The sequence below is a fragment of the Carboxylicivirga taeanensis genome (assembly GCF_051851475.1).
Classification (GTDB): Bacteria; Bacteroidota; Bacteroidia; order Bacteroidales; family Marinilabiliaceae; genus Carboxylicivirga; species Carboxylicivirga taeanensis.
On record NZ_JBPUSJ010000015.1, the window covers coordinates 1 to 22,301 of the forward strand.

Genomic DNA, 22,301 nt, shown 5'->3' on the forward strand with positions numbered 1-22,301 from the left:
TCTTTGCCCATGCATACTTTGAAACCCCATTTTTTTAGTGATTGAGCCACAAATGTCGCTGTTCCAAATTCACACCAGGCCGGTTCAGGATATTTATGAAAGAGGCGACGCCATTGAGTCATTTCTTCTTGTAAATCTTGGAAATATTTGGAAATGCTGCTCATCTTAAGCTTTTGTTTTGCGCCTAGACTCAGAAAATGTAACTGGTCCGTTTTTTTTCTGTTGTAATTAACTGATAGATAAAATAAAAGCCACTCTAAAAAAAGAGTGGCTTTGTGCCCAAGACTGGACTCGAACTATTTTTCTAATGCGCTTAAAAACAGTGTTTTGTAATTGTTGAAAATCAATAGGTCTCGTTAGGGTCTCACTAATACAATTTGACTATAATCAAAGGTAAGAAATTTATTTAAAATTGTTGACATGTAATTTGTATACGTTTGTTGCTCTAATGATGAATAGTAAATATCAGAAGGCTAGGCACACTGATTGAATTTTGTCTTAGAGTGAGATAGAGCATGTATTTTTCTGTATACCATGGAAAAATTATTTGTCAAGTACGGAGAGGTCAGCTCTTTGCTGCATAAATCTAATAGGTGATAAATCATTGGCAAGCTTATTCCTTACATATTAAAATTTTGTGTGGCCTGTAAGCGTCTATAAATAATATTATCGTTAGAGTAGCGATAAGGTTAGTTCTCCAAAAGCCAACGGTATTCATTTCAGTTTAGCCTTGACTTATCATATTTCATTCCATTCCAATTTGAGCTGCCTGATTGTTTTATGGTACAGATATGCAGTTGAATATATATTAGAATGAAGATTCAAACTGTAATTAAACCTAAAAGCTTAAACGATAAAGCAAGGTTTGAAAAAAATGTTTATATTTGGCCGAATAAACTATAAAAAATGGCAAAAAGCAGGGTTAAACTAGTCGATATTGCACAGGCACTGAATGTATCTGTTGGATTAGTATCATCCGTTCTTTCTGGTAAGTCAAAGGAAAACAGAATAAGTGAAGGCCTTACTAAGAAAGTAATTGAAAAAGCCAATGAGATGGGGTATCAAGCCAATCAAATGGCAAGAGGATTACGCACTGGTAAAAGTGGTATAATTGGAATTGTTGTGGCAGATATTGCTAACCCCTACTTTGGTAAGATGGCCCGATATATTGAAAATGAAGCTTCAAAGCTTGGTTATCAGGTGATGTTTGGCAGTTCTGATGAAGATGCCAACAAGCTGAAATCTATTGTTAATTTATTTATTTCTCGACAAGTTGATGGACTTATTATTGTTCCTGTTAACGGAAGTGAAGAGTATCTTAGGAAGTTAAAGAAACAGGCAATACCCTTTGTATTCATTGATAGATACTGTGAAAATGTTGAAGCAGAAACTATTTGTACTGATAATTTTGAAGGTGGTTATCAATTGACCAATCTATTGGTTGCAAAGGGGTGTAAAAAAATAGCGGCCTTTGTGTACGATACAAATGTGACTAATAATATAGAGCGGATTAAGGGGTACGAGGCGTGTTTAATAAATGCTGGTATGGATACCGATAAAGAGCCATTAGTTTATGAAGTCGGCTTTAAACACATGGAGCAACGCTTAGAATCTTCAATGAAACTGGCCTTGAAGAATAATTGTGATGCCTTTTTCTTTGCAAACAACGCATTAGGTGTGCACTGTGTGAAATTTTTCAATGAAATCTCTAAGGTTAATATTCCTGAAGATTTAAAAATTGTAAGTTTTGATAACCCGGAGGCGTTTCAAGTTTCAGTTCCTTCTATAACTTGTTACGAGCAGCCAGTTGAACAGATGAGTGCGCGGGCAGTTAAAGTTCTGTTTCAAAGAATTTCAAATACATTAGTAGGTCAAAATAGAACCTACTTGCTTCCAGGGACTTTAATTGTTAGGAATTCGATATAAAAATTTTTTACACAAAATGCTAAAACGATTAAGCAATGAAGAGTAGATATTCTATAGGTATAGATTTTGGGTCAAATGCAGTTCGCGTTTTAGTTCTTGATATAATCAATGGGGAGGTAATTGCATCTTCCTCAACGGGATATCAGAGAGCAAACGCTGGGGTATATACATCTATGAAAAATGTAGATGTGGCAAGACAAGATGCTTATGATTATATAGAATCACTCACTAGAACATTTATAGCATTAAAAGGGCAAAAGGTATTAACCAATTTTGATTGGCAAAGAGTTGTTGGAATTGGTGTAGATGCTACAGGCTCCACACCAATTCCAATTACAGAAGAAGTACTTCCATTAAATATCTTACCTGAGTTTAAGGATAACCTAAATGCTATGGCTTGGATGTGGAAGGATCATAGCTCAGAGGCAGAGGCGCAAAATATTACTCGGTTAGCAATGGAAATGAGGCCTGATTATTTACAGAAGTGTGGAGGTAAATATTCATCAGAATGGTTCTGGGCTAAAATTTTGCACTGTGCAAATGTGGCTCCTGAAGTTTTTAATGCAGCCTATACTTGGGTGGAGTTTAGTGATTATATTCCTGCCGTTTTAACTGGTGTCGAGCATGCAAATTATATTAAAAGAAACAAATGTGCCGCTGGGCATAAAGCTTTGTATAATGAAGCATGGGGGGGCTATCCAGATAAGGACTTTCTAAAACAATTGAATCCAGCATTATTAAAGGTTAAAGAAAGTCTTCCCGAAAAAGCTTATGCTGTAGACACACTGGCAGGTTACTTATCTCCCGAATGGGCTTCAAAGTTTGGTTTGCGAGAAGGTTTACCTGTAGCTATGGGTGCTTTAGATGCTCATGTAGGAGCAATAGGATCTGGTGTGAATAAAAACACACTTGTCAAAATTATTGGCACTTCATCGTGTGACATTATCGTTGGAAGCAATTCAGCTCAGGATATTCAAGGAGTTTCTGGTGTTGCAGATGATAGCGTTTTACCTGGATATCTCGGCATTGAGGCTGGTCAAAGTGCAGTGGGGGATTTATTTAAATGGTTTGTAGGGGACGTGTTAGGAGAGGATGAAAGCATACATAGCAAACTGAGTTCATCCGCTAAAGAAATACAGCCAGGGGAGTCGGGGCTATTGGCATTGGATTGGAATAATGGTAACCGAGATGTGTTGTCTGATTCTAACTTAAGAGGTTTAATAGTTGGTCAATCACTTCATACTAAGGATTATGAGGTGTACAGGGCTTTAATTGAGGCTACCGCATTTGGAGCAAAAAGAATAATTGATCAATTAGAGACTGGAGGCGTTGCCATTGATCACATCATTTGTTGTGGCGGAATACCGCAGAAAAACAGTTTGCTGATGCAAATTTATGCTGATGTTTTTAATCGTCCAGTTTTTATAGCAGAAAGTAATGAGACCGTTGCTTTAGGAGCTGCAATGATTGGTGCTATAGCATACTCTAAGGTTACCAACATGGATTATACTTTAGAAGATCTACAAAAGATATGCTGTAAGGTTAATCAGGTTAAATATGTGCCTATTGATTTAAATGTTAACACCTATGAGAAGCTATATGAAATCTATTTGCAGTTGCATGATGCTTTTGGAACATTGGATGGCAGTACAAACCTGTACAACGTTATGAAGCAATTGATTCAAATTAAAAATGGTATATTTTAAACTATAAAGATATGGCAAACAGATTAATAGGGGCTATACCCAAAGTGGGCATACGCCCCGTAATAGATGGACGTGAGAGAGGTATTCGTGAATCATTAGAACCTCAAGTGTTGGATTTAGCAAATGCCGCTGCTAAGTTTATAGAAGAAAACGTTCGAATGGCCAGTGGTGAAAAAGTAGAATGTGTGATTGCTGACACCTGTATTGGTGGAGTAGCCGAGGCGGCTATGTGCGCTGAAAAATTCCGAAAGGAAGGAGTAGGTGTTTCACTAACAGTAACACCTTGTTGGTGCTATGGGACAGAAGTGATGGATACTGACCCTCTTATGCCCAAAGCTGTTTGGGGATTTAATGGCACAGAACGGCCTGGAGCTGTATATTTGGCAGCAGCACTGGCAGGTTATTCACAAAAGGGATTGCCAACTTTTGGTATTTATGGCCGTGACGTACAGGATTCTGGAGATACGACAATTCCTAAAGATGTTCAAGAAAAGATTATTCGCTTTGTGAAGGCTGGTTTAGCTGTTGCTCAAATGAAAGGTAAATCTTATCTGTCAATTGGCTATTCATCCATGGGGATTGCTGGTTCCATGGTAGATAGTAATTTCTTTCAGGACTACCTGGGTATCCGTACTGAGTTTGTGGATTCAACCGAGGTATTACGTCGCATTGATGAAGAGATTTACGATAAGGCAGAGTTTGAGAAGGCGATGGCCTGGACCCGTCAGAATTGTAAAGAGGGGAAAGATTACAACAAGCCAGAACATCAAGCCGATGAAGCTCGTAAAAAAGAGGAGTGGGAGATTGTTGTGAAGATGACCCTAATTTGTCGCGACATGATGATTGGTAATCCGAAATTAGTAGAAATGGGTTATCGTGAAGAAGGCCTGGGACGAAATGCTATTGTTGGTGGGTTTCAGGGGCAGCGTCAGTGGACAGATTATCAACCCAATGCAGATTTTACAGAGGCTATCTTAAATTCATCGTTCGACTGGAATGGGATTAGACAAGCTTTTATTTTTGCGACTGAAAATGACAGTCTCAATGGTGTCTCAATGCTTTTTGGCCATCTGTTATCAAATACCGCACAGATTTTTTCTGACGTCAGAACTTATTGGAGCCCAGAGGCAGTGAAACGTGTAACAGGAAAAGAATTAAGCGGTAAAGCCAAAAATGGAATTATTCACTTGATTAATTCTGGTTCAACAACCCTAGATGCTACAGCCCAGCAGAGAGATATAGAAGGCAAGCCAGTTATGAAACCCTATTGGGACATTACTGATGAGGAAGTACAAAAGTGTCTGGATAATACCTTGTGGCCTCAGGCTGTCCGTGAATATTTCCGTGGAGGAGGTTACTCATCGCAATTTAGAACTGCAGGAGAGATGCCAGTAACGATGTCTCGAGTGAACCTGGTAAAAGGAATCGGTCCAGTATTGCAAGTTGCAGAAGGCTACACCGTTGAACTGCCAAACGAAATTCACTCAATCCTGGATGAGAGAACCAATCCAACCTGGCCAACAACTTGGTTTGTGCCAACTCTTACTGGTCAAGGAGCATTTAAGGATGTTTATAGCGTGATGGCCAATTGGGGAGCTAACCATGGAGCGATTAGTTATGGACATATAGGTGCTGATCTTATCACCTTGGCATCAATGCTTAGAATTCCAGTTTGTATGCACAATGTGGATAGTGAAAAAGTATTTAGACCAAGTGCATGGGCCTCGTTTGGAGAAGACAAAGAAGGGGCAGATTACAGAGCCTGCGAAACGTATGGGCCGCTGTATGGCATTAAATAATAAATTCTTACAGGCTTCACTGTTTTTTTGGAGAAGCCTGTAACTCTTAAAATCGGCAATATGACAATCCTTAGAGTATCTTTTATATCCTTCTTTCTTATTGTTTTATTCCTATTAGGATGTAAATCTTATTCATCAAAAAATGATAAATCAACTGATATGAAAAAGGGAACATTGGGCTATGATAAGCAGTTTCTGACCAAATACTATAAAACCATTGAATTAAAAGATGATGGTGCTACAGTGCTTATAGTGCCTGATTTGCAGGGGCGTGTAATGACCTCAGGTTGTGAGGGTGATGGGGGCTTTAGCTTCGGATGGATTAACTATGAACTTATTAAATCTAAAAGAAAATTGGCTCATTTTAATCCCTTTGGAGGAGAAGAGCGCTTTTGGATTGGGCCAGAAGGAGGACAGTATTCTGTATACTTCGAAAGTGAGGAAAACTTTGAATTCGAAAATTGGTATGTTCCTTCAGCCATCGATACCGAGCCTTTTATCCTGGAAAGAAGTAGTCAAAAAGAAGCTACGTTCAGCAAGGAAATCCAATTGATAAATTACTCAGGTACGCCGTTTCATCTTAAAGTGGAAAGAACTGTAAGCCTGTTAAATAAAAAACAAGTTTTTAATAGGCTAGGTCTTCAGAATAACAACGCAGCTGTGGTTGCTTATCGATCAGATAATACCATTCAGAATACAGGAAATTTTGATTGGGAAAAGAAAAGTGGGCTTCTGTCTATCTGGATGTTGGGAATGTTTACTCCTTCTCCAGAAGTTACTGTTGCCATTCCGGTTAAGACCGGGGAGGAGTTTTTGTTAGGGCCAAAGGTTAATGATAATTATTTTGGTGAGATTAGTAACGATCGTTTAAAAGTGATAGATGATGTTGTCTATTTTAAAGCCGACGGTAGGAGTCGAGGGAAAATAGGTATTCCACCTTTACGAGCTAATCAATTTATGGGAAGTTATGATGCCCAAAACCAAACTCTGACAATTCTGGAGTGTCAACTTCCAGAACAAGTGACAGACTATGTCAATTCAGCCTGGGAGATCCAGGAAACCCCTTATGGAGGTGATGCTTTTAATTCATATAATGATGGACCTCTCGAAGATGGAACACAAATGGGGCCATTCTATGAACTGGAAACTTCTTCACCAGCATTGGATCTAAAAACTCAAGAAAGCTACACACATACACAGCATACTTACCATTTTAAAGGTACTAAAAAGGCATTGAATCAGATTAGTGAAAAAGTGCTTGGAGTCTCAATACAGACACTTGAAGGGGTATTTTAAGAAATTATGAATAAAATCCATTAATTGTGAAAAATAAAGAAAAAGTAGTATCCAAAGAGTTACTCCTACCATTTATAATGATCACCTGCTTGTTTGCTTTGTGGGGATTTGCCAATGATATAACTAATCCGATGGTGGCCGCATTTAAGACAGTGATGGAGATCTCTAATGCTAAGGCATCCATGATTCAGTTTGCTTTTTATGGTGGATATGGAACCATGGCTATACCGGCCGCACTGTTTGTAAAGCGTTATTCCTATAAAAAAGGTGTATTATTAGGGTTGATTTTGTATGCAATAGGAGCCTTGTTGTTTTATCCTGCAGCTCAGTACGAAATGTTTGGTTTCTTTTTAGGTTCGCTATACATTTTAACATTTGGTTTGGCCTTTTTGGAGACCACTGCAAACCCATATATCCTTTCAATGGGAGATGAATCAACTGCTACCCGTCGTTTAAATTTGGCACAGTCGTTTAATCCCCTGGGATCTATATTCGGTATGTTTATCGCCTCCAAGGTTATTTTGGCTTCGTTGAAGTCAGATGCGCGTGATGCAGCTGGTAATCTTTTGTTTGATAGCATGAGTGTCGCTGAGAAAGCGGTGGTTCGTACCCATGACCTAACCGTCATTCGTAACCCATATGTCATGCTTGGTTTTGTGGTGTTGGTTATGTTTGTCATTATTTTGGTATCTAAGATGCCGGAGCGTCAGAATGCGGACCATACCGTTCATGCCAAAGATTCGTTTAGGCGACTTTTCAAAAATCGTAAATACCGTGAAGGGGTAATTGCTCAAGTGTTTTATGTTGCCGCGCAGATTATGTGTTGGACGTTTATTATTCAATATGCCGAAAACTTGGGGTATGATAAGGCCACAGCACAGAATTATAATATTGCAGCAATGGCACTGTTTATTATCAGTCGTTTTATTAGTACTGCTATGATGAAATATGTGAATGCTAGAAAATTGCTAACAATTTTCGCGATGGCAGGAATGATTTCTACTACAGGAGTGATATTAATTGAAGGAGAAATAGGACTCTACTGTCTGGTAGCCACCTCAGGTTTTATGTCATTAATGTTCCCTACTATTTACGGAATTGCACTACATGGTTTAGGTGATGATGCCACAATAGGGGCAGCGGGTTTGGTGATGGCTATTGTTGGAGGTGCTCTAATGCCTCCTTTGCAAGGAGCCATCATTGATATAGGACAGGTTGGTTGGTTGCCGGCTGTTAATGTATCGTTCATCCTACCATTTATATGTTTTGTGGTGATTGCTATTTATGGCTATCGAACATTAAACGTTTTTTCAGAAGATTAACACAAAAAAATACAGTATGAACTTTAAATTAGGAAGCATGGCCATCTTGCTGATGGCATTATTGGCATGTAATGGGCCAAAGGTCGAGAAGACATATAACAGAGGGATTAACCTGACCCCTAAGCCAGCCAGATTAGTGCAGGGTAATGGAGTTTTTCAGCTTAATAAGAAAACTGTTTTCGTTGCAGAAGGTGAGCAGCTTTCTGAAGTAATTGCATTTTTCACTGAAAAACTACAAGCATCAACGGGCTATGAACTCGCTGTGGTGAATTCAAAACCTAAATCTGACTATATCAATCTGATAATTGATGCGCAGCAGTTTGATAATAATGAAGCTTATAAATTAAATGTGACTTCAAGGGGCATTGAAATAATTGGATGTGCACCCGAAGGTATTTTTTACGGTTTACAAAGTTTACTTCAGTTATTACCTGCTGAGGTGGAAAGTTCGAGTCTAGTCACAGATGTTTATTGGGAAATACCTATAGTTGAGATTGAGGATGCTCCTCGATTTAAATACCGAGGCTTGCACCTGGATGTATGCCGTCACTATGTTTCGGTTGATGACATCAAGAAGCATCTGGATATGATGGCTATGTTCAAAATGAATAAATTTCACTGGCATTTGACCGAGGACCAGGGATGGCGTATTGAGATCAAAAAATACCCCTTGTTAACAGAAATAGGATCGATTAGGGTTAATGGGGATGGCACGGAGTATGGTGGTTTTTATACGCAAGAAGAAGTTAAGGAGATTGTTTCCTATGCTTCTGAACGTATGATTGATGTTATTCCTGAAATAGAATTGCCAGGACATGCATTAGCAGCTTTGACAGCCTATCCGCAGTTTTCCTGTACTGGTGGTCCTTTTAAAGTACGCAATATCTGGGGGGTTGAACCAGATGTGTATTGTGCAGGTAAAGAAGAGACTTTTCAGTTTTTGGAAGATATTATTGATGAAGTAGTAGAGCTTTTTCCTTCAGAATATTTCCACATTGGAGGTGATGAGTGTCCCAAAACCCGGTGGGAAAGTTGTGAGCTGTGTCAGCGCCGAATGAAAAAGGAAGGTTTGAAGGATGAACATGAGTTGCAGAGCTATTTTGTTCAACGCATTGAGAAAGTGCTATTGGCACATGGAAAAAAGATGATTGGTTGGGATGAAATTTTAGAAGGAGGATTAGCTGAATCTGCAGCTGTTATGTCGTGGAGAGGAGAAAATGGAGGGATTGAAGCAGCTACGCATGGTCATGATGTGGTTATGACTCCTGGTAATTGGTGTTACTTAGATCATTATCAGGGAGATTCAAGGATTGAGCCTGTGGCGATTGGTGGTTATACAACACTTGAAGAGTCCTATTCCTATGAGCCTGTACCTGAACAATTAAATAAGGAAATGACAAAACATATTTTGGGTACGCAAGGAAATGTTTGGACTGAATACATGTATACTTCTGACTTAATAGAATATCGCGTTTACCCAAGGATTATTGCATTGGCAGAGGTAAACTGGACTCTTAAAGAGAATAAAAATTTTGAGGATTTTGCTAGACGAATTGAGAATTTGTGTGTACGAATGGATATGCATGATATTAATTATCACATTCCATTGCCAGAAGGGCCATGTAATAAGGTGGCTTTTATTGATTCAACGAAGGTTGAGTTTTTTACAACGCGTCCTGTTAAAATGGTGTACACGCTGGATGGCAGCAAACCTACTGCTAAGTCGGCAACTTATAAGCAACCATTCACATTCTTTGAAAATGCAGAGATAAACATTGCGTCCGTGTTGAGCAGCGGTCGAATGAGTAAGGTACGCACCGTGATTGTTGAGAAACAATCGTTTAAGCCAGCTGTAGAAGTTAACACTAAAGGTAATGGATTAAATGAAAGGTTTACCAAGGGTGATTTTATATATGTATCTGATCTGAAGAAGGTAAAGGATTGGACGGAAACAGCCAATGATGTAAACTTGAACCGAGCTTATACGAAAGCACAGATTGATGAGCCTTCAGCGTCTATATTGACAGGTTATATTGAAATGCCTGAAGATGGTATTTATGAGTTCTCGACCAATGTAGATCAGTTCTTCCTAGGAGATGAATTACTCATCAATAATGATGGGGAAGTGAAACGCTTTTCAAGAAATAATTCATCTATTGCTCTAAAAAAAGGGAAGCATGCGGTGAAGATTATCTATCTCAACAATATTATAGGTGGCTGGCCACAGGCATGGAATGGTCCAAGGGTTGAATTTAGGTTGCAGGGTACTGACAACTTTACAACAGTTACTCAAGAAATGTATAGTTTTTAATAAAAAAATAAGAAGATGAAATATAGGAATGTTGGACTTTGGGTCTTGATTTTAGTACTCTTTACTTCGTGCAAGCAGCTGGACCCCCCGCAGGCTGTAGGACCAGTTCCTTCAGAAGCACAATTGAAATGGCATGAAATGGAACAATACGCATTTGTGCATTTTAGTATGAATACTTTTACGGATATTGAGTGGGGCTATGGAGATAAGAGTCCGGAGCTGTTTAACCCAACTGATCTGGATTGTCGACAATGGGCCAGAGTTTGCAAAGAGGCCGGATTGAAAGGGATCATTATTACGGCGAAACATCACGATGGATTTTGCTTGTGGCCTTCTAAATACACCGAGTATTCAGTAAAGAATTCACCATGGCGTGATGGTAAGGGGGACCTGTTACGCGAACTGTCTGATGCCTGTAAAGAATACGGCTTGAAGTTCGGAGTTTATCTGTCTCCATGGGATCGTAATCATGCTGATTACGGTAAGCCTGAGTATATTACCTATTTCCGTAATCAATTGAGGGAATTGTTGACTAATTATGGTGAGATTTTTGAAATCTGGTTCGATGGAGCCAATGGTGGCTCAGGTTATTATGGAGGTGCTAACGAACACCGAAATGTGGATCGTAAAACCTATTACGATTGGGAGAACACCTACAAAATTGTTCGCGAATTACAACCCAATGCGATCTTATTTAGTGATGCAGGACCGGGGTGTCGTTGGTGCGGAAACGAAGAGGGATGGGTTGGTAAAACCAACTGGAGTATTTTGCGCAGAGATGAAGTGTGGCCTGGTTTTCCTGACTATAAGGAGTTGCAATACGGTCACGAGGATGGCACCCATTGGGTACCGGCAGAAGTAGATGTTTCTATTCGTCCAGGATGGTTCTACCATAAGTCAGAAGATCATAAAGTGAAAACCTTGCCACACCTGTTGGATATCTATTACCATTCTGTTGGCCGTGGCGCCACTTTACTGATGAACTTTCCAGTTGATCCTCGTGGTCTGATTCATGAAAAAGATGTTGAACAGATCTTAAAGCTATCTAATGCCCTAAAGGCTGATTTTGCTGAGAACCTGGCTTATGGGAAAGAGGCAGGGGCAACTAATACGAGAGGAATTTCACGAAGATACAGGGCGTCTAACGTGACTGATGGTGATAAAGAGACGTACTGGGCTACGGATGACCAAGTCTCAGAAGCATCTCTAATGATAAATCTAGAAGAACCTACTGAATTCAACCGTTTTCTGATTCAGGAGTACATCCGTTTAGGGCAGCGCGTTCAGGAGTTCACATTAGAGGCGCTGGTCGATGGTAAGTGGAAGACACTGGCTAATGAAACAACCATTGGGTACAAAAGAATACTTCGCTTGCCAACCATTACGGCAACAGAAGTGCGTGTGACCATTAAAAAGGCGAAAGCTTCACCATTAATTTCTAATGTGGAACTTTATAAAGCTCCAAAGGTATTAACAGCTCCCATCATCAGAAGAGACCAGGAAGGGATGCTAAAAATTGAATCAGCAGATCAGGAAGTAGAGGTATTTTTCACAACTGACGGTAGGGAGCCAAGCAGTCAGTCACATAAATATGCAGCTCCATTTGTCCTACCAAACAAAGCAGTAGTAAAGGCCATTGCTGTCGATCCTATTTCGGGAAAAGGAAGTCCGGTGAGCACTGAGGCATTCGACATCGTTAAAAAAGAATGGAAAGTGGTTGGTGTAGATGATAAAAAAGCCAACCAAATGTTTGATGGCGATCCAATGACCGTTTGGCATCAGGATCAGAAGGAGATGCCGGTTGACCTGATAGTTGACCTGGGACAGGCACACCACATTAAAGGGTTTAAGTATTTGCCGGATCAAAACCGCTGGTCTAAAGGTATCATTTTTAATTACCAGTTTTTCACTTCAACCAATGGTCGTTCATGGAAATTGGTAAGTGAGGGTGAGTTCTCTAATATTAAAAACAGCCCCATCTGGCAAACGAAGTTATTTAGTGTGAGCAAAGCCCGTTTTGTGAAGCTAAGAGCTATAAACAACACAAGCAATAATACGGTAGCCAGTTACGCCGAAATAGATATTATTACTGAGTAGAATATGTTGAATAAAGGGCAGGTGGATGTGATATCCGAAACCTGTCCTTTTTTTTTGTTTCCAGGCGAAAGCTAATGTATTAATAATCAGGATTTAAAAAAATGAATAATCAGATAGTAGATTTGGCAGCTAACAATATACGAATCTTATCGGCTGCTATGGTTGAGCAAGCAAAGTCAGGTCATCCGGGAGGCGCCATGGGAGGTGCCGACTATATTAATATTCTCTATTCCGAGTTTTTGAATTATGATCCCAATGACATGACCTATCCTCATAGGGATCGTTTTTTCCTTGACCCGGGGCACATGTCACCAATGTTATATAGCGTGTTAGCCTTGGCAGGTAATTTTTCGATGGAGGAGCTTCGAAATTTCCGACAGTGGGGCAGTGTTACACCAGGTCACCCGGAAGTGGATGTGTTGAGAGGAGTAGAGAATACGTCCGGACCATTGGGACAAGGGCACGTCATGGCTGTTGGTGCAGCTATTGCTGAGCGTTTTTTAGTTGAGCGTTTTGGCGAATGGATGTCGCATAAGACTTATACCTTCATATCAGATGGGGGGATTCAGGAAGAAATTTCGCAAGGCGCTGGACGAATTGCAGGTTTTTTAGGTCTGAGTAACCTGATCATGTATTACGATTCCAATAATATTCAACTTTCCACAAAAGTAGAAGAAGTTTCTAACGAAGATGTGGCTAAAAAATATGAGGCGTGGGGATGGAGAGTTATTAGTATTGATGGAAATAGTGCAGCAGAAATAAGAAATGCATTACAAATGGCCAACAGTGAGAAAGAGCGCCCAGTTCTGATTATTGGTACAACCATCATGGGTAAAGGGTGTGTGGACATTGATGATAATAGTTACGAAAACAGAACTTCTACGCATGGACAACCTATCTCAGCTGCAGGAGCTAATTTTGTAAAAACTATTAAAAATTTAGGTGGGGATCCCGAAAATCCATTTCAGATTTTCGCTGAAGTGGAAGAGCTATACGCTTCACGTCGTAAAGTGTTGCAACGGTGGAGTGAGACAAAAAGAGAGGAAGAGAACGCATGGGCGGATAAGCATCCCGATTTGGCTGCTAAACTGGAGAAGTTTTTAACCGGCGAGTTGCCTGCCATCGATTTTTCGTCCATTCAGCAAAAAGCAAATGATTCAACCCGAAGTGCATCGGGAGCTGTGTTATCTGTTTTTGCCGATGAGGTTGAAAACATGATTGTGGCGTCTGCTGATTTGGCAAATTCTGATAAAACGGATGGATTTCTGAAAAAGACTACGGCTTTTCAAAAAGGAGATTTCTCGGGTGCCTTTTTGCAGGCCGGCGTATGTGAGCTGACCATGGCGGTTATCATGAATGGAATGGCGCTGCATGGCGGTGTTATTCCTGTTTGTGCCACATTCTTTGTCTTTTCTGATTATATGAAGCCAGCTGTGCGCCTGGCTGCATTGATGGAATTACCTGTTAAATATGTGTGGACGCACGACTCTTTCCGTGTAGGGGAAGATGGTCCTACGCACCAGCCGGTAGAACATGAGGCACAGATAAGGTTGATGGAGAAGCTGAAAAATCATAGCGGACAGAACTCGGTATTGGTGCTTAGACCTGCCGATGCCATAGAGGCCAGTGTGGCCTGGAAGATGGCTTTGTACAATACACAAACACCTACCGCACTGTTGTTGTCACGGCAAAATATCATTGATTTACCGGCAAAGAGTAACCGCTTCGAGGAAGCTGTTCAGGCTGAGAAAGGTGGATATATCGTAAAAGATAGCACAGAAGCCCCCCAGCTAGTATTATTGGCGAGTGGCTCTGAAGTATCTACACTTGTTCAGGCGGGAGATTTGCTGGAGAAAGAACACGGAATGAAAGTTAGAGTGATCTCCATCCCGAGTGAAGGTTTATTCAGAAGTCAGCCTAAAGCGTATCAGGAACACCTGTTGCCAAAAACGGCTGTCAGAGTTGGATTAACGGCCGGTTTGCCTGTAGCATTGGAATCGTTGGTGGGTGAAGATGGAATGGTGTTGGGCCTCGAGCATTTTGGTTATTCCGCAAAGGCTGAGGTGCTGGATGAGAAGTTTGGTTTTACGCCGCAGTTGGTTGTTGAAAAGGTGGTTGCTCATGTCACAACTCTGAATAAGCAATTCATTTCCCAAGAGGCGTAAGTTAGTTAGTAATTCAAAATAAAAAAGCATGAAGAAATTAAAAATCAAGCAATTTGCCCTGTTGTTAAATCTGGTCATTGGTTGTACTTTAACCAATGCCCAGGAAGAAAAAATAATTCCTGAAGGATCACGTCAGGTTCACCTAGATTTCCATACAACCGAGAAACTGGACGATATTGGAAAAAACTGGACCAAGGAGGAGTGGCAGCAGACCCTAAAAGAAGGCCATGTCAATTCCATCAACATCTTTGCCAAGGGACATCATGGCTGGTGCTATTACGATACCAAAGTGGGAAAACGTCACCCCAACTTGGATTATGACTTGTTTGGGGCTCAGTTGGAGGCCTGTCATGAGATAGGAGTAACTGCCCAGGCTTATGTTACTGTTGGGTGGAATGTACTTGATGCCAGGGAGCATCCTGATTGGGTATCCACTGATAAGGATGGCATCGATAAGTTTGCCGAGATGGAATCTAATGCTAAACCAGGAGAACATTTCCCCTGGGGTTGGCCCACCATGTCGCCCGAAGGCCCTTATATGGAACATCTCCTGAAGCATACCGAGGAGCTGGCCAAAAACTACGAAGTAGATGGATTCTGGTTCGATATTGTTCCAGTTGGTAGCATTAACTACAATGAGTGGAGCAAGAGGGATATGGAAGCCCATGGTGTGGATTGGAACAATGAAGAGGAAGCTTGGAAACATCATTGTAAAAAGATGCATACCTACTTCCAAAAAACCAATGCCATCATCAAGAAATACAGACCCAATGCGACAATCTATTACAACTGGACCACGCCTATCAGTGGTGCCCGTATCATGAAAGAGGAGTACCATCAGTACAATACCAAGCAAGATTTGGAAGATCTTCCCACTACCTGGCACGGATACGATGTATTTCCCGTAAGAGCCAAGTACTACGCCAATACCGGCAAGCCGATCGTGGCTATGAGTGGTAAATTTCATTCCGCCTGGGGAGAGTTTGGAGGGTTCAAGCACAAAGATGCGATATGGTACGAGGCAGCTGCCATGATGTCTTTTGGGGCCATGGCAAATTTTGGCGATCAACTGCATCCTACAGGAAAGCTGGAGAAAGCAACTTACGATAACATCGGGTATGCCTACTCCTACGTGGAGAAGATTGAGGATTTCAGCAAGAATGCCTGCCATAAGGCTCGGACTGCCATTTGGTTAAGTTTTACGGGAAGAGATAACGACTTGACCAAGATGTTACTGGAGAACCAGGTCAATTTTGTAGTGGCCAATAACCTAAATGAATGGGATGATCTGGAAGTATTGATTCTACACAGCGATGTACGCCTAGATGATGCAGAAACAGCCCGCATTAAGTCATACCTGGATAAAGGGGGTAAACTCTTAATCATCGGTAAAGGAGCATATGAAAATGGAACTTGGAAGTTTGATATTGGTGCCACAGGAGCAGCCGAAGCCACCTATAGAAACGACTATACCTACGTGGGCGATAAACTGACTACTGACCTTGTGCAATCTCCCTTTTTAAACCGCACACCGGCCATGCGTGTAACCCCAAAGGAGGGAACTGAAGTACTGGCACAAATTTATGAGCCTTATTTTAATCGGACTGTAGAGCACTGGACTTCCCATGATAACGTACCTTATCAAACCAAGCCAGCAGCTCACCCTGCCATAATTAAAAATGGAAACATTGTATGGTGTGCACACAACCTGGAACGCATTTATGCCAAAGAGGGGTCTCGGGTACACCGTCAACTGTTCTACAATGCGCTGAAGCAGCTATTGACCGAGCCGCTTGTGGAAGTAGAAATGCCCAGTTGTGGACGGGTTAACTTATTGCACCAGCCACAGGAGGACCGATATGTAGTGCATTTAACCTACGGTACGCCTCATCAGCGAGGACGTGCACAGGTCATTGAGGATTTGGTGCCATTGCATAACGTGCCAGTAACTGTTGATTTTGATGAGAAAATCAAAAAGGCATATACCATGCCCGAAAAGAAGTTGTTGAAAATTAATAAAGCAGATGGTAAATTACAGGTGGTGGTGCCTGAATTTAAATGCCATACTGCGGTGGTTTTTGAGTATTAGATTAGTCAGAGTATGGATAATCTGATTGTTTTTACGGTTATCCATACTCTTCATGAGAGTAATAAAAATACATGATGCTACGTAATTTTATAATGGTTGGCCTTTTTCTTTGTGTTGTCACTACTGTGGTTGAAGCCAAATTAAAGAAAAATGGTAAGAAAGGGGAAGTCTCCTTTCGAACTTTATTAGAAGAGATGATCGATCGTGATGTGCTGACACGCTACCCTGATCCGTATTATACCTTTAAGCAGTTTAGTAGTTACGATCGCCGTTCCACTGCCATTAATGATTCTACCTGGTTTGCCAATTCCGATTGCGACCAGTTTATCAGAGTGGAAAACAACTGTGGGCGCGAAGAGAGTGTGTTAATGGATACCAATGGTGCCGGCTCTATCGTTCGGTTTTGGATAACAGGAAACAATCATGGTGCAGGTACATTACGTATTTACCTCGATGGTAATACGGAGCCGGTAATTGAAACCAAACTCATCGATTTTATCAGTAAAAATGAGGTTGGGATGCCGTTAAGTTCATCAGTGTCTCCTAAAACCAGTTACATGCGGCGTGGACATAATCTTTATCTACCCATTCCTTACGCCAAAAGCTGCAAAGTGACTTATGAGATGCGATCAGTAAATAGCGACGAAACTTTATACTACTGTATCAATGCTCGTGAATACGCTAAAGGAGCAAAGGTTGTGAGCTTCAGTCCAAAGGAGTTGGAGCAAAATAAGGCACTGATTCGGCAAGTGAATGAAGTTCTGAGTTCAAATGGAACAGCAGTGGCTGATGGAAAGGTATTTGACTTGCAATTGCCTATCGGAAAAGAAGCTTCTCTTAAATTGGTTCAGGAAGGTTTGGCGATAAACAGTGTAAGTGTGAAAATTCATGGCGATAACCTCAAACGGGCATTGCGTGATATCATCGTGAAATGCACGTTTGACGGTGAGCAAACCGTTTGGTGTCCTATTGGCGATTTCTTTGGCACTGGGTATGAACTTCATCCCTCGGAAACTTTTTATACAAAAGTGGAGGCGGATGGAAATATGACGGTTTACTGGTTGATGCCATACCTGAAAAACTGTACCATAGCATTCGAAAACATTGGAAATGTTGCCTACAGGTTAACAGGGAATGTTACCACTCAGTCATACGAATGGACTAAAAACTCCATGTATTTTCATGCCAGCTGGAAGCAGTATACCGCGCTATCTACAGGTGAGAACAAAGCGCGTATTGGGTATGGCGGTTGTTTCGATATGAACTTTGTAACCCTGAGTGGCAAGGGGGTTTATGTGGGTGATGTGATCACACTTTTCAATACCTCCTTAGGCGGTCACTGGAAGAGCTGGTGGGGCGAAGGCGATGAGAAAGTTTACCTGGATGGGGAAGAATTTCCATCGGTTATTGGAACAGGTACTGAGGATTACTACGGATATGCTTGGTGTGAATATGCACCCTTTAACCATCCTTACTTGTCACAACCCATTGGAGGCGGCAACTTTAAGTTCGATATGACAGTGAATATGCGCTATAGAGGGCTGGACGCCATGCCTTTCGCTAAATCACTTAAATTTGATATGGAGATGTGGCATTGGACCAAGACCAGACTCAATTTTGCACCTACTACGTTCTATTATCTGTTACCCGGGGGTAGCAGCAATATCGAACCTGATTATGATGGAGCCAAAGCCAAGCTGGCCTTTGACCGTTTTGACATACTAAAAGCGGAAGCGGAAGATGGTAAGCTGGAAGGCGAAAATTTGCGTGTTATTGGAGTCGATAAAAATACCTATGGCTTTTATCACGATAATGTATCAGGAGGTGTTGGTTTGATGTGGCGAAACGGAGAGCTTGGGGAAACCCGTACTTTTGAGTTTGATGCGGATACCTATTGTGTGTTAAGTCAGTTGGCTTTGGCATCTTCTATTCCTAATGGTGTTTATGAAATTGCTCTGAATGGGGAAATAATACTCGAATGGAGCAGTACAGACTGCAATAAGATGCCTCAATTAGTAGAATTGGGTAAAGTAAAACTGCAGCGGACCAATACTTTGAGAGTGAAATTACTATCGAAGAAGAATGATGATGAAAGCTGTGATTTTATTATTGACTATTTACTGATTGATGAGAAAGCAGAATAGTTGTTGTTGAGTTGAGTATGATAGTTTCGCTATTTTTAAGGAACTGGCAAAAATTAGATACTTATATCATTTTTTACACAAAAAAACAGTTGGCAAAAACTTAATTGGCATAATTCCGTGACAGAAAATAAAATCAGTTGAACTGATTTTTTTAATACTGTATCACTATAACGATTAAGCAATGCGAAGAAGTTAGAACTGACAGGATAGAAATCAAATAAGGGACAGGAGCAAGCCCTGTAAAGAAAATAGGAACTTTTAGTTTGCAGCGGATTATTTCAACACTGAAGAAGAGATGGGGAATAGTCGGTTAAAAGTTTTGTGCAAAAGGGAGAAGCACATACTTCAGTTTTTATTCATCGGCGATGGATAAAGCTGGATGTATGTGCTTTTGTGTAATAATTTATTAAACAGTTAATAATGAAGAGAGTTCGTTTCATGATTGTAATGGCTATGGTATTAGCCCTGTTTGCGTGTAGTAAAGAAGAGTCGACAGCCTTAGTGCCACAACCAACCGGAAAATTAGATGCTGAATTGGGAATAGAAGCTGTACCTTTATCCATGGGCAGGGCTTATACAAAAAACTTTAACCGTTACACTAAAGTAACTACCCCCAATGGTGGTGTCATACATATTGTGGCCCAAAGCAATATAACCAACGAACAGATTGTGCGTTGCAGAAGCATTCTAGAGCATTACTTGCGCAATTATCCGGGGTCGAAATATGGAAGCGATAAAAGTGCAGTGGCCAACAAGATGGCAGCCAACAAAGCGATATTAACCCTGTTGAATGGGAGTGATGATGGTAAGAATCCTGTTGAAATGGCTGGCCAGCCATTGTACGAAAACGAGATACAGGTGGAAGGGCAAGCCTGGTATGTGAATCAGAATTATAACAATCATCGGGATGCCGCCTTTGAGGAGATCCTGCACCTGGTACACGATTATGGAATCGGGATCGATGGAAGCAATGGCAGTGTTGGGGCTGCTCCGGAGCTACAAGCTGAGATCAGGGCTGCCCAGAAAAATGCCTTATCCAATAAGATATGGGGATTAGGAGCCGGGAATGCCGACTGGATTAAAGAACTGACCAAGGAGAACAGCTTGTCGCAGGAGTACTTGGCGTCGTTGGTTGACTCTTATTATGGACTTTGGGGGGCTTGGAAGGGCAATGATAATAAGGGGATGTGGGGGATTTACAAGGCCAAAAACAGGGAGGAGATCGCAAAGGAAGATCCAATGGGCCATGCTGTAATGAACAATAAATTCTTTCACCCCTACCTGACCTATAATGCACGGATTGATGCCGGGTTTGCAGGAACCTTTTCTCTGAAGTTTGATGCTTCGCGACCTTATTCGCACCACTCGCGCTACCTGAAGGATATAACCCTTCTGGGCAATAACGATACTAATGTGCGGGTGAACGAACTGGACAACGACATCACAGGAAATGCCGGTGTCAACACCATCATTTTCTCGGGCAACAAGGACGAATATACCATTACTACTAGTGATGAAGTAGTGACAGTAAAAGATAACACAGTCAATCGCGATGGTAAAAACAGCTTACGAAAGGTGGAGAAATTGCAGTTTGCCGACTTTGATGTAACTCTTTAAAAAGGAGTCTTTTATTTGAATAGTGGAAGTGTAGGATGAAAGTTGTGAAGTATATAAACGGAGAAGAATTCAAGTCGATATTTGAGGAGTATTACAATCCTCTGTGTAATTACGCATTTCGGATTACGGGTAGTGAAGAGGCTGCAGAAGATATCGTTCAGAATTTATTCATTCAATTATGGGAGGAAGATAAACTGTCAGCTGTGGCAAAGCCGGAGCGTTTTCTGTTGCGTAGCACAAAATTTAAGTGCATCGACTATTTAAGAAAGCAAAATACCTTAAATGAAGTTTTATGGTTTGGGGAAGTTGATTCTGAATTTGAGGAACATTCTGAATTGGAAGAGGAGGACGTAGAGCCGTTGTTGAATTATTTTGCTGCTAAACTTCCGGCAAAAACACGTGAAGTATTTTTATTAAGTAGAAAATCAGGGCTTACATATAGTGAGATAGCCGAAGAAGCCAATATTTCGACGAAAACGGTGGAAGCGCACATGAGTAAAGCTTTGAAATTGATGCGAAAACTATTGAAAGAGCAAGGTTACTTTAATTTACTTCTTTTTCTTGGGTGATTAAGTGTCATTTAATCGGTGAATAAAAAACTTAAATCACATAATTATTGTGATTTAAGTTTTTTTTGATTTCAGACTAAGGGTGTTCCTTTTTTCTTACGACATATTTCTGTAAGCCTATTAAAATATGGATTTCGCTGAAAATACAGTGATTTCCACTAAGTAGCCAACGATAGATAATTTTGAATATAAATTTGCTAAAATAGATAAAAATGAAGATGTTAACCGATTTGACTAAATTGATTGTAATTGTACTGGGAATCGTAACAATTACCACTGCCTGTAGTAAAGAAGAAGATGAGTTTGCATTGTTGGAGAAGAAAAAAATCTTCTCCGTTGTTGATGATCAAACGATACTTTTAAATGGAGTTATTAATTCTAAGTCACTTAATGAATTTAATGAGTTGTATGAGAAAAATCCCGGAGTAAAACAGGTAAACATCCAGCAATGCGATGGTTCCATAAATGATGAAGTAAACCTGGAATTATCTAAACGGGTGCATGAATTAGGATTAAGCACGCATCTAATGGACAATGGTCTGATTGCTTCAGGAGGAGTTGACTTCTTTTTGGCAGGACTTACCAGAACTGCCGGAAAGAATACTAAAATAGGAGTTCATGCCTGGGCCGATGGAGGTAAAACGGCTAAAGATTTTCCGAAAGGGCATGCCTATCATCAGTCTTATATTGATTATTATAAAGCTATTGGATTTTCAAATAAAGAGGCAGAGGATTTTTATTACTTCACAATTAGCGCTGCACCGGCTGATAAAATTCATTGGATGACAACAGAAGAGATCGTTTTTTATAAACTTCTGGTTGCAGAATATACTCTAGATCAACTACAAGGTACCTGGTTACTAACTAGTTCAACCGATACAAATCATCTGCCGGAAGTTGAAATTATCGATAATGTTTTGAATTTCGGTGCTTTTAAAAAGGTATCAGGTCAATGGAGTTGGTTGGCACCGGATGGGATGAATTCATTTGCGATTACATTAAAGAATAATATCCTGTCAGGTAGGTTGATGTTGTCTAATGGGGCCATCGATCGTTATAGGGCGTTAAATTTAAATAAAGAAATGATTGACTTGGCAGAAGCATGGTCTAAACAAGAGCGCGAAATTTTTCAGGTTTTAAGTGTGGATGCAAAGCAATTGGTAATAAAAGCATTGTCCCGTGATGGACAGTACTATTTTAGTGTAACATTAACTAAAAAGTAGTCATCAAACAATAATAAATATTGGGTCGTTGAAATTA

At 40.6% G+C, this 22,301-nt stretch carries 13 protein-coding genes; all 13 read left to right on the forward strand.

Translation table 11 applies throughout. The features are described 5' to 3' along the window. The first annotated feature begins 906 nt into the window (after positions 1–906). The 13 genes from ACSX1H_RS16660 (at position 907) to ACSX1H_RS16720 (ending at position 22,264) form a co-directional block, all read left to right on the forward strand. Positions 907–1,926 (forward strand): LacI family DNA-binding transcriptional regulator, encoded by a 1,020-nt coding sequence (locus tag ACSX1H_RS16660; RefSeq protein WP_439185368.1) that lies wholly within the window; start codon positions 907–909, stop codon positions 1,924–1,926. A 35-nt stretch (positions 1,927–1,961) separates the two neighbouring features. Further along, positions 1,962–3,632, forward strand: coding sequence for a ribulokinase (locus ACSX1H_RS16665; RefSeq protein WP_439185369.1), 1,671 nt, complete (start codon positions 1,962–1,964; stop codon positions 3,630–3,632). An 11-nt stretch (positions 3,633–3,643) separates the two neighbouring features. Next, entirely contained in the window at positions 3,644–5,431 is a 1,788-nt protein-coding gene (locus ACSX1H_RS16670) for an L-fucose isomerase (RefSeq protein WP_439185370.1), read from the forward strand. A 159-nt stretch (positions 5,432–5,590) separates the two neighbouring features. Beyond that, a complete protein-coding gene (locus tag ACSX1H_RS16675) occupies positions 5,591–6,727 on the forward strand; it encodes a DUF6786 family protein (protein WP_439185371.1) in 1,137 nt (378 codons plus the stop codon). A gap of 26 nt (positions 6,728–6,753) precedes the next feature. Beyond that, the gene (gene fucP, locus ACSX1H_RS16680; protein ID WP_439185372.1) at positions 6,754–8,049 is read left to right on the forward strand and encodes an L-fucose:H+ symporter permease; all 1,296 of its coding nucleotides are present in this window, start codon (positions 6,754–6,756) and stop codon (positions 8,047–8,049) included. 16 nt (positions 8,050–8,065) lie between these two features. Continuing rightward, complete coding sequence (locus ACSX1H_RS16685; RefSeq protein WP_439185373.1) at positions 8,066–10,360, forward strand: family 20 glycosylhydrolase; 2,295 nt, start codon at positions 8,066–8,068, stop codon at positions 10,358–10,360. Between the two features lie 15 nt (positions 10,361–10,375). Continuing rightward, complete coding sequence (locus ACSX1H_RS16690) at positions 10,376–12,457, forward strand: alpha-L-fucosidase (RefSeq protein WP_439185374.1); 2,082 nt, start codon at positions 10,376–10,378, stop codon at positions 12,455–12,457. 101 nt (positions 12,458–12,558) lie between these two features. After that, entirely contained in the window at positions 12,559–14,622 is a 2,064-nt protein-coding gene (locus ACSX1H_RS16695) for a transketolase family protein (RefSeq protein ID WP_439185375.1), read from the forward strand. A 28-nt stretch (positions 14,623–14,650) separates the two neighbouring features. Further along, positions 14,651–16,711 (forward strand): alpha-amylase family protein, encoded by a 2,061-nt coding sequence (locus ACSX1H_RS16700; protein ID WP_439185376.1) that lies wholly within the window; start codon positions 14,651–14,653, stop codon positions 16,709–16,711. Positions 16,712–16,782: 71 nt separating this feature from the next. Continuing rightward, positions 16,783–18,855, forward strand: a complete 2,073-nt coding sequence (locus ACSX1H_RS16705; protein WP_439185377.1) for a glycoside hydrolase family 172 protein — start codon at positions 16,783–16,785, stop codon at positions 18,853–18,855. A gap of 420 nt (positions 18,856–19,275) precedes the next feature. Then, positions 19,276–20,472, forward strand: coding sequence for a hypothetical protein (locus tag ACSX1H_RS16710; protein WP_439185378.1), 1,197 nt, complete (start codon positions 19,276–19,278; stop codon positions 20,470–20,472). Between the two features lie 35 nt (positions 20,473–20,507). Continuing rightward, on the forward strand, positions 20,508–21,041 hold the full coding sequence (locus ACSX1H_RS16715; protein ID WP_439185379.1) for an RNA polymerase sigma-70 factor: 534 nt from the start codon (positions 20,508–20,510) through the stop codon (positions 21,039–21,041). A 212-nt stretch (positions 21,042–21,253) separates the two neighbouring features. Next, positions 21,254–22,264, forward strand: coding sequence for a hypothetical protein (locus ACSX1H_RS16720; RefSeq protein ID WP_439185380.1), 1,011 nt, complete (start codon positions 21,254–21,256; stop codon positions 22,262–22,264). Positions 22,265–22,301 lie beyond the last annotated feature (37 nt).

Excerpts from the sequence above, each read along its gene's own strand:
- ACSX1H_RS16660 (WP_439185368.1), top strand. The coding sequence starts at position 907 with ATGGCAAAAAGCAGGGTTAAACTAGTCGATATTGCACAGGCACTGAAT.
- ACSX1H_RS16665 (WP_439185369.1), top strand. The coding sequence starts at position 1,962 with ATGAAGAGTAGATATTCTATAGGTATAGATTTTGGGTCAAATGCAGTT.
- ACSX1H_RS16670 (WP_439185370.1), top strand. The coding sequence starts at position 3,644 with ATGGCAAACAGATTAATAGGGGCTATACCCAAAGTGGGCATACGCCCC.
- ACSX1H_RS16675 (WP_439185371.1), top strand. The coding sequence starts at position 5,591 with ATGAAAAAGGGAACATTGGGCTATGATAAGCAGTTTCTGACCAAATAC.
- ACSX1H_RS16685 (WP_439185373.1), top strand. The coding sequence starts at position 8,066 with ATGAACTTTAAATTAGGAAGCATGGCCATCTTGCTGATGGCATTATTG.
- ACSX1H_RS16690 (WP_439185374.1), top strand. The coding sequence starts at position 10,376 with ATGAAATATAGGAATGTTGGACTTTGGGTCTTGATTTTAGTACTCTTT.
- ACSX1H_RS16695 (WP_439185375.1), top strand. The coding sequence starts at position 12,559 with ATGAATAATCAGATAGTAGATTTGGCAGCTAACAATATACGAATCTTA.
- ACSX1H_RS16700 (WP_439185376.1), top strand. The coding sequence starts at position 14,651 with ATGAAGAAATTAAAAATCAAGCAATTTGCCCTGTTGTTAAATCTGGTC.
- ACSX1H_RS16705 (WP_439185377.1), top strand. The coding sequence starts at position 16,783 with ATGATGCTACGTAATTTTATAATGGTTGGCCTTTTTCTTTGTGTTGTC.
- ACSX1H_RS16710 (WP_439185378.1), top strand. The coding sequence starts at position 19,276 with ATGAAGAGAGTTCGTTTCATGATTGTAATGGCTATGGTATTAGCCCTG.
- ACSX1H_RS16715 (WP_439185379.1), top strand. The coding sequence starts at position 20,508 with ATGAAAGTTGTGAAGTATATAAACGGAGAAGAATTCAAGTCGATATTT.
- ACSX1H_RS16720 (WP_439185380.1), top strand. The coding sequence starts at position 21,254 with ATGAAGATGTTAACCGATTTGACTAAATTGATTGTAATTGTACTGGGA.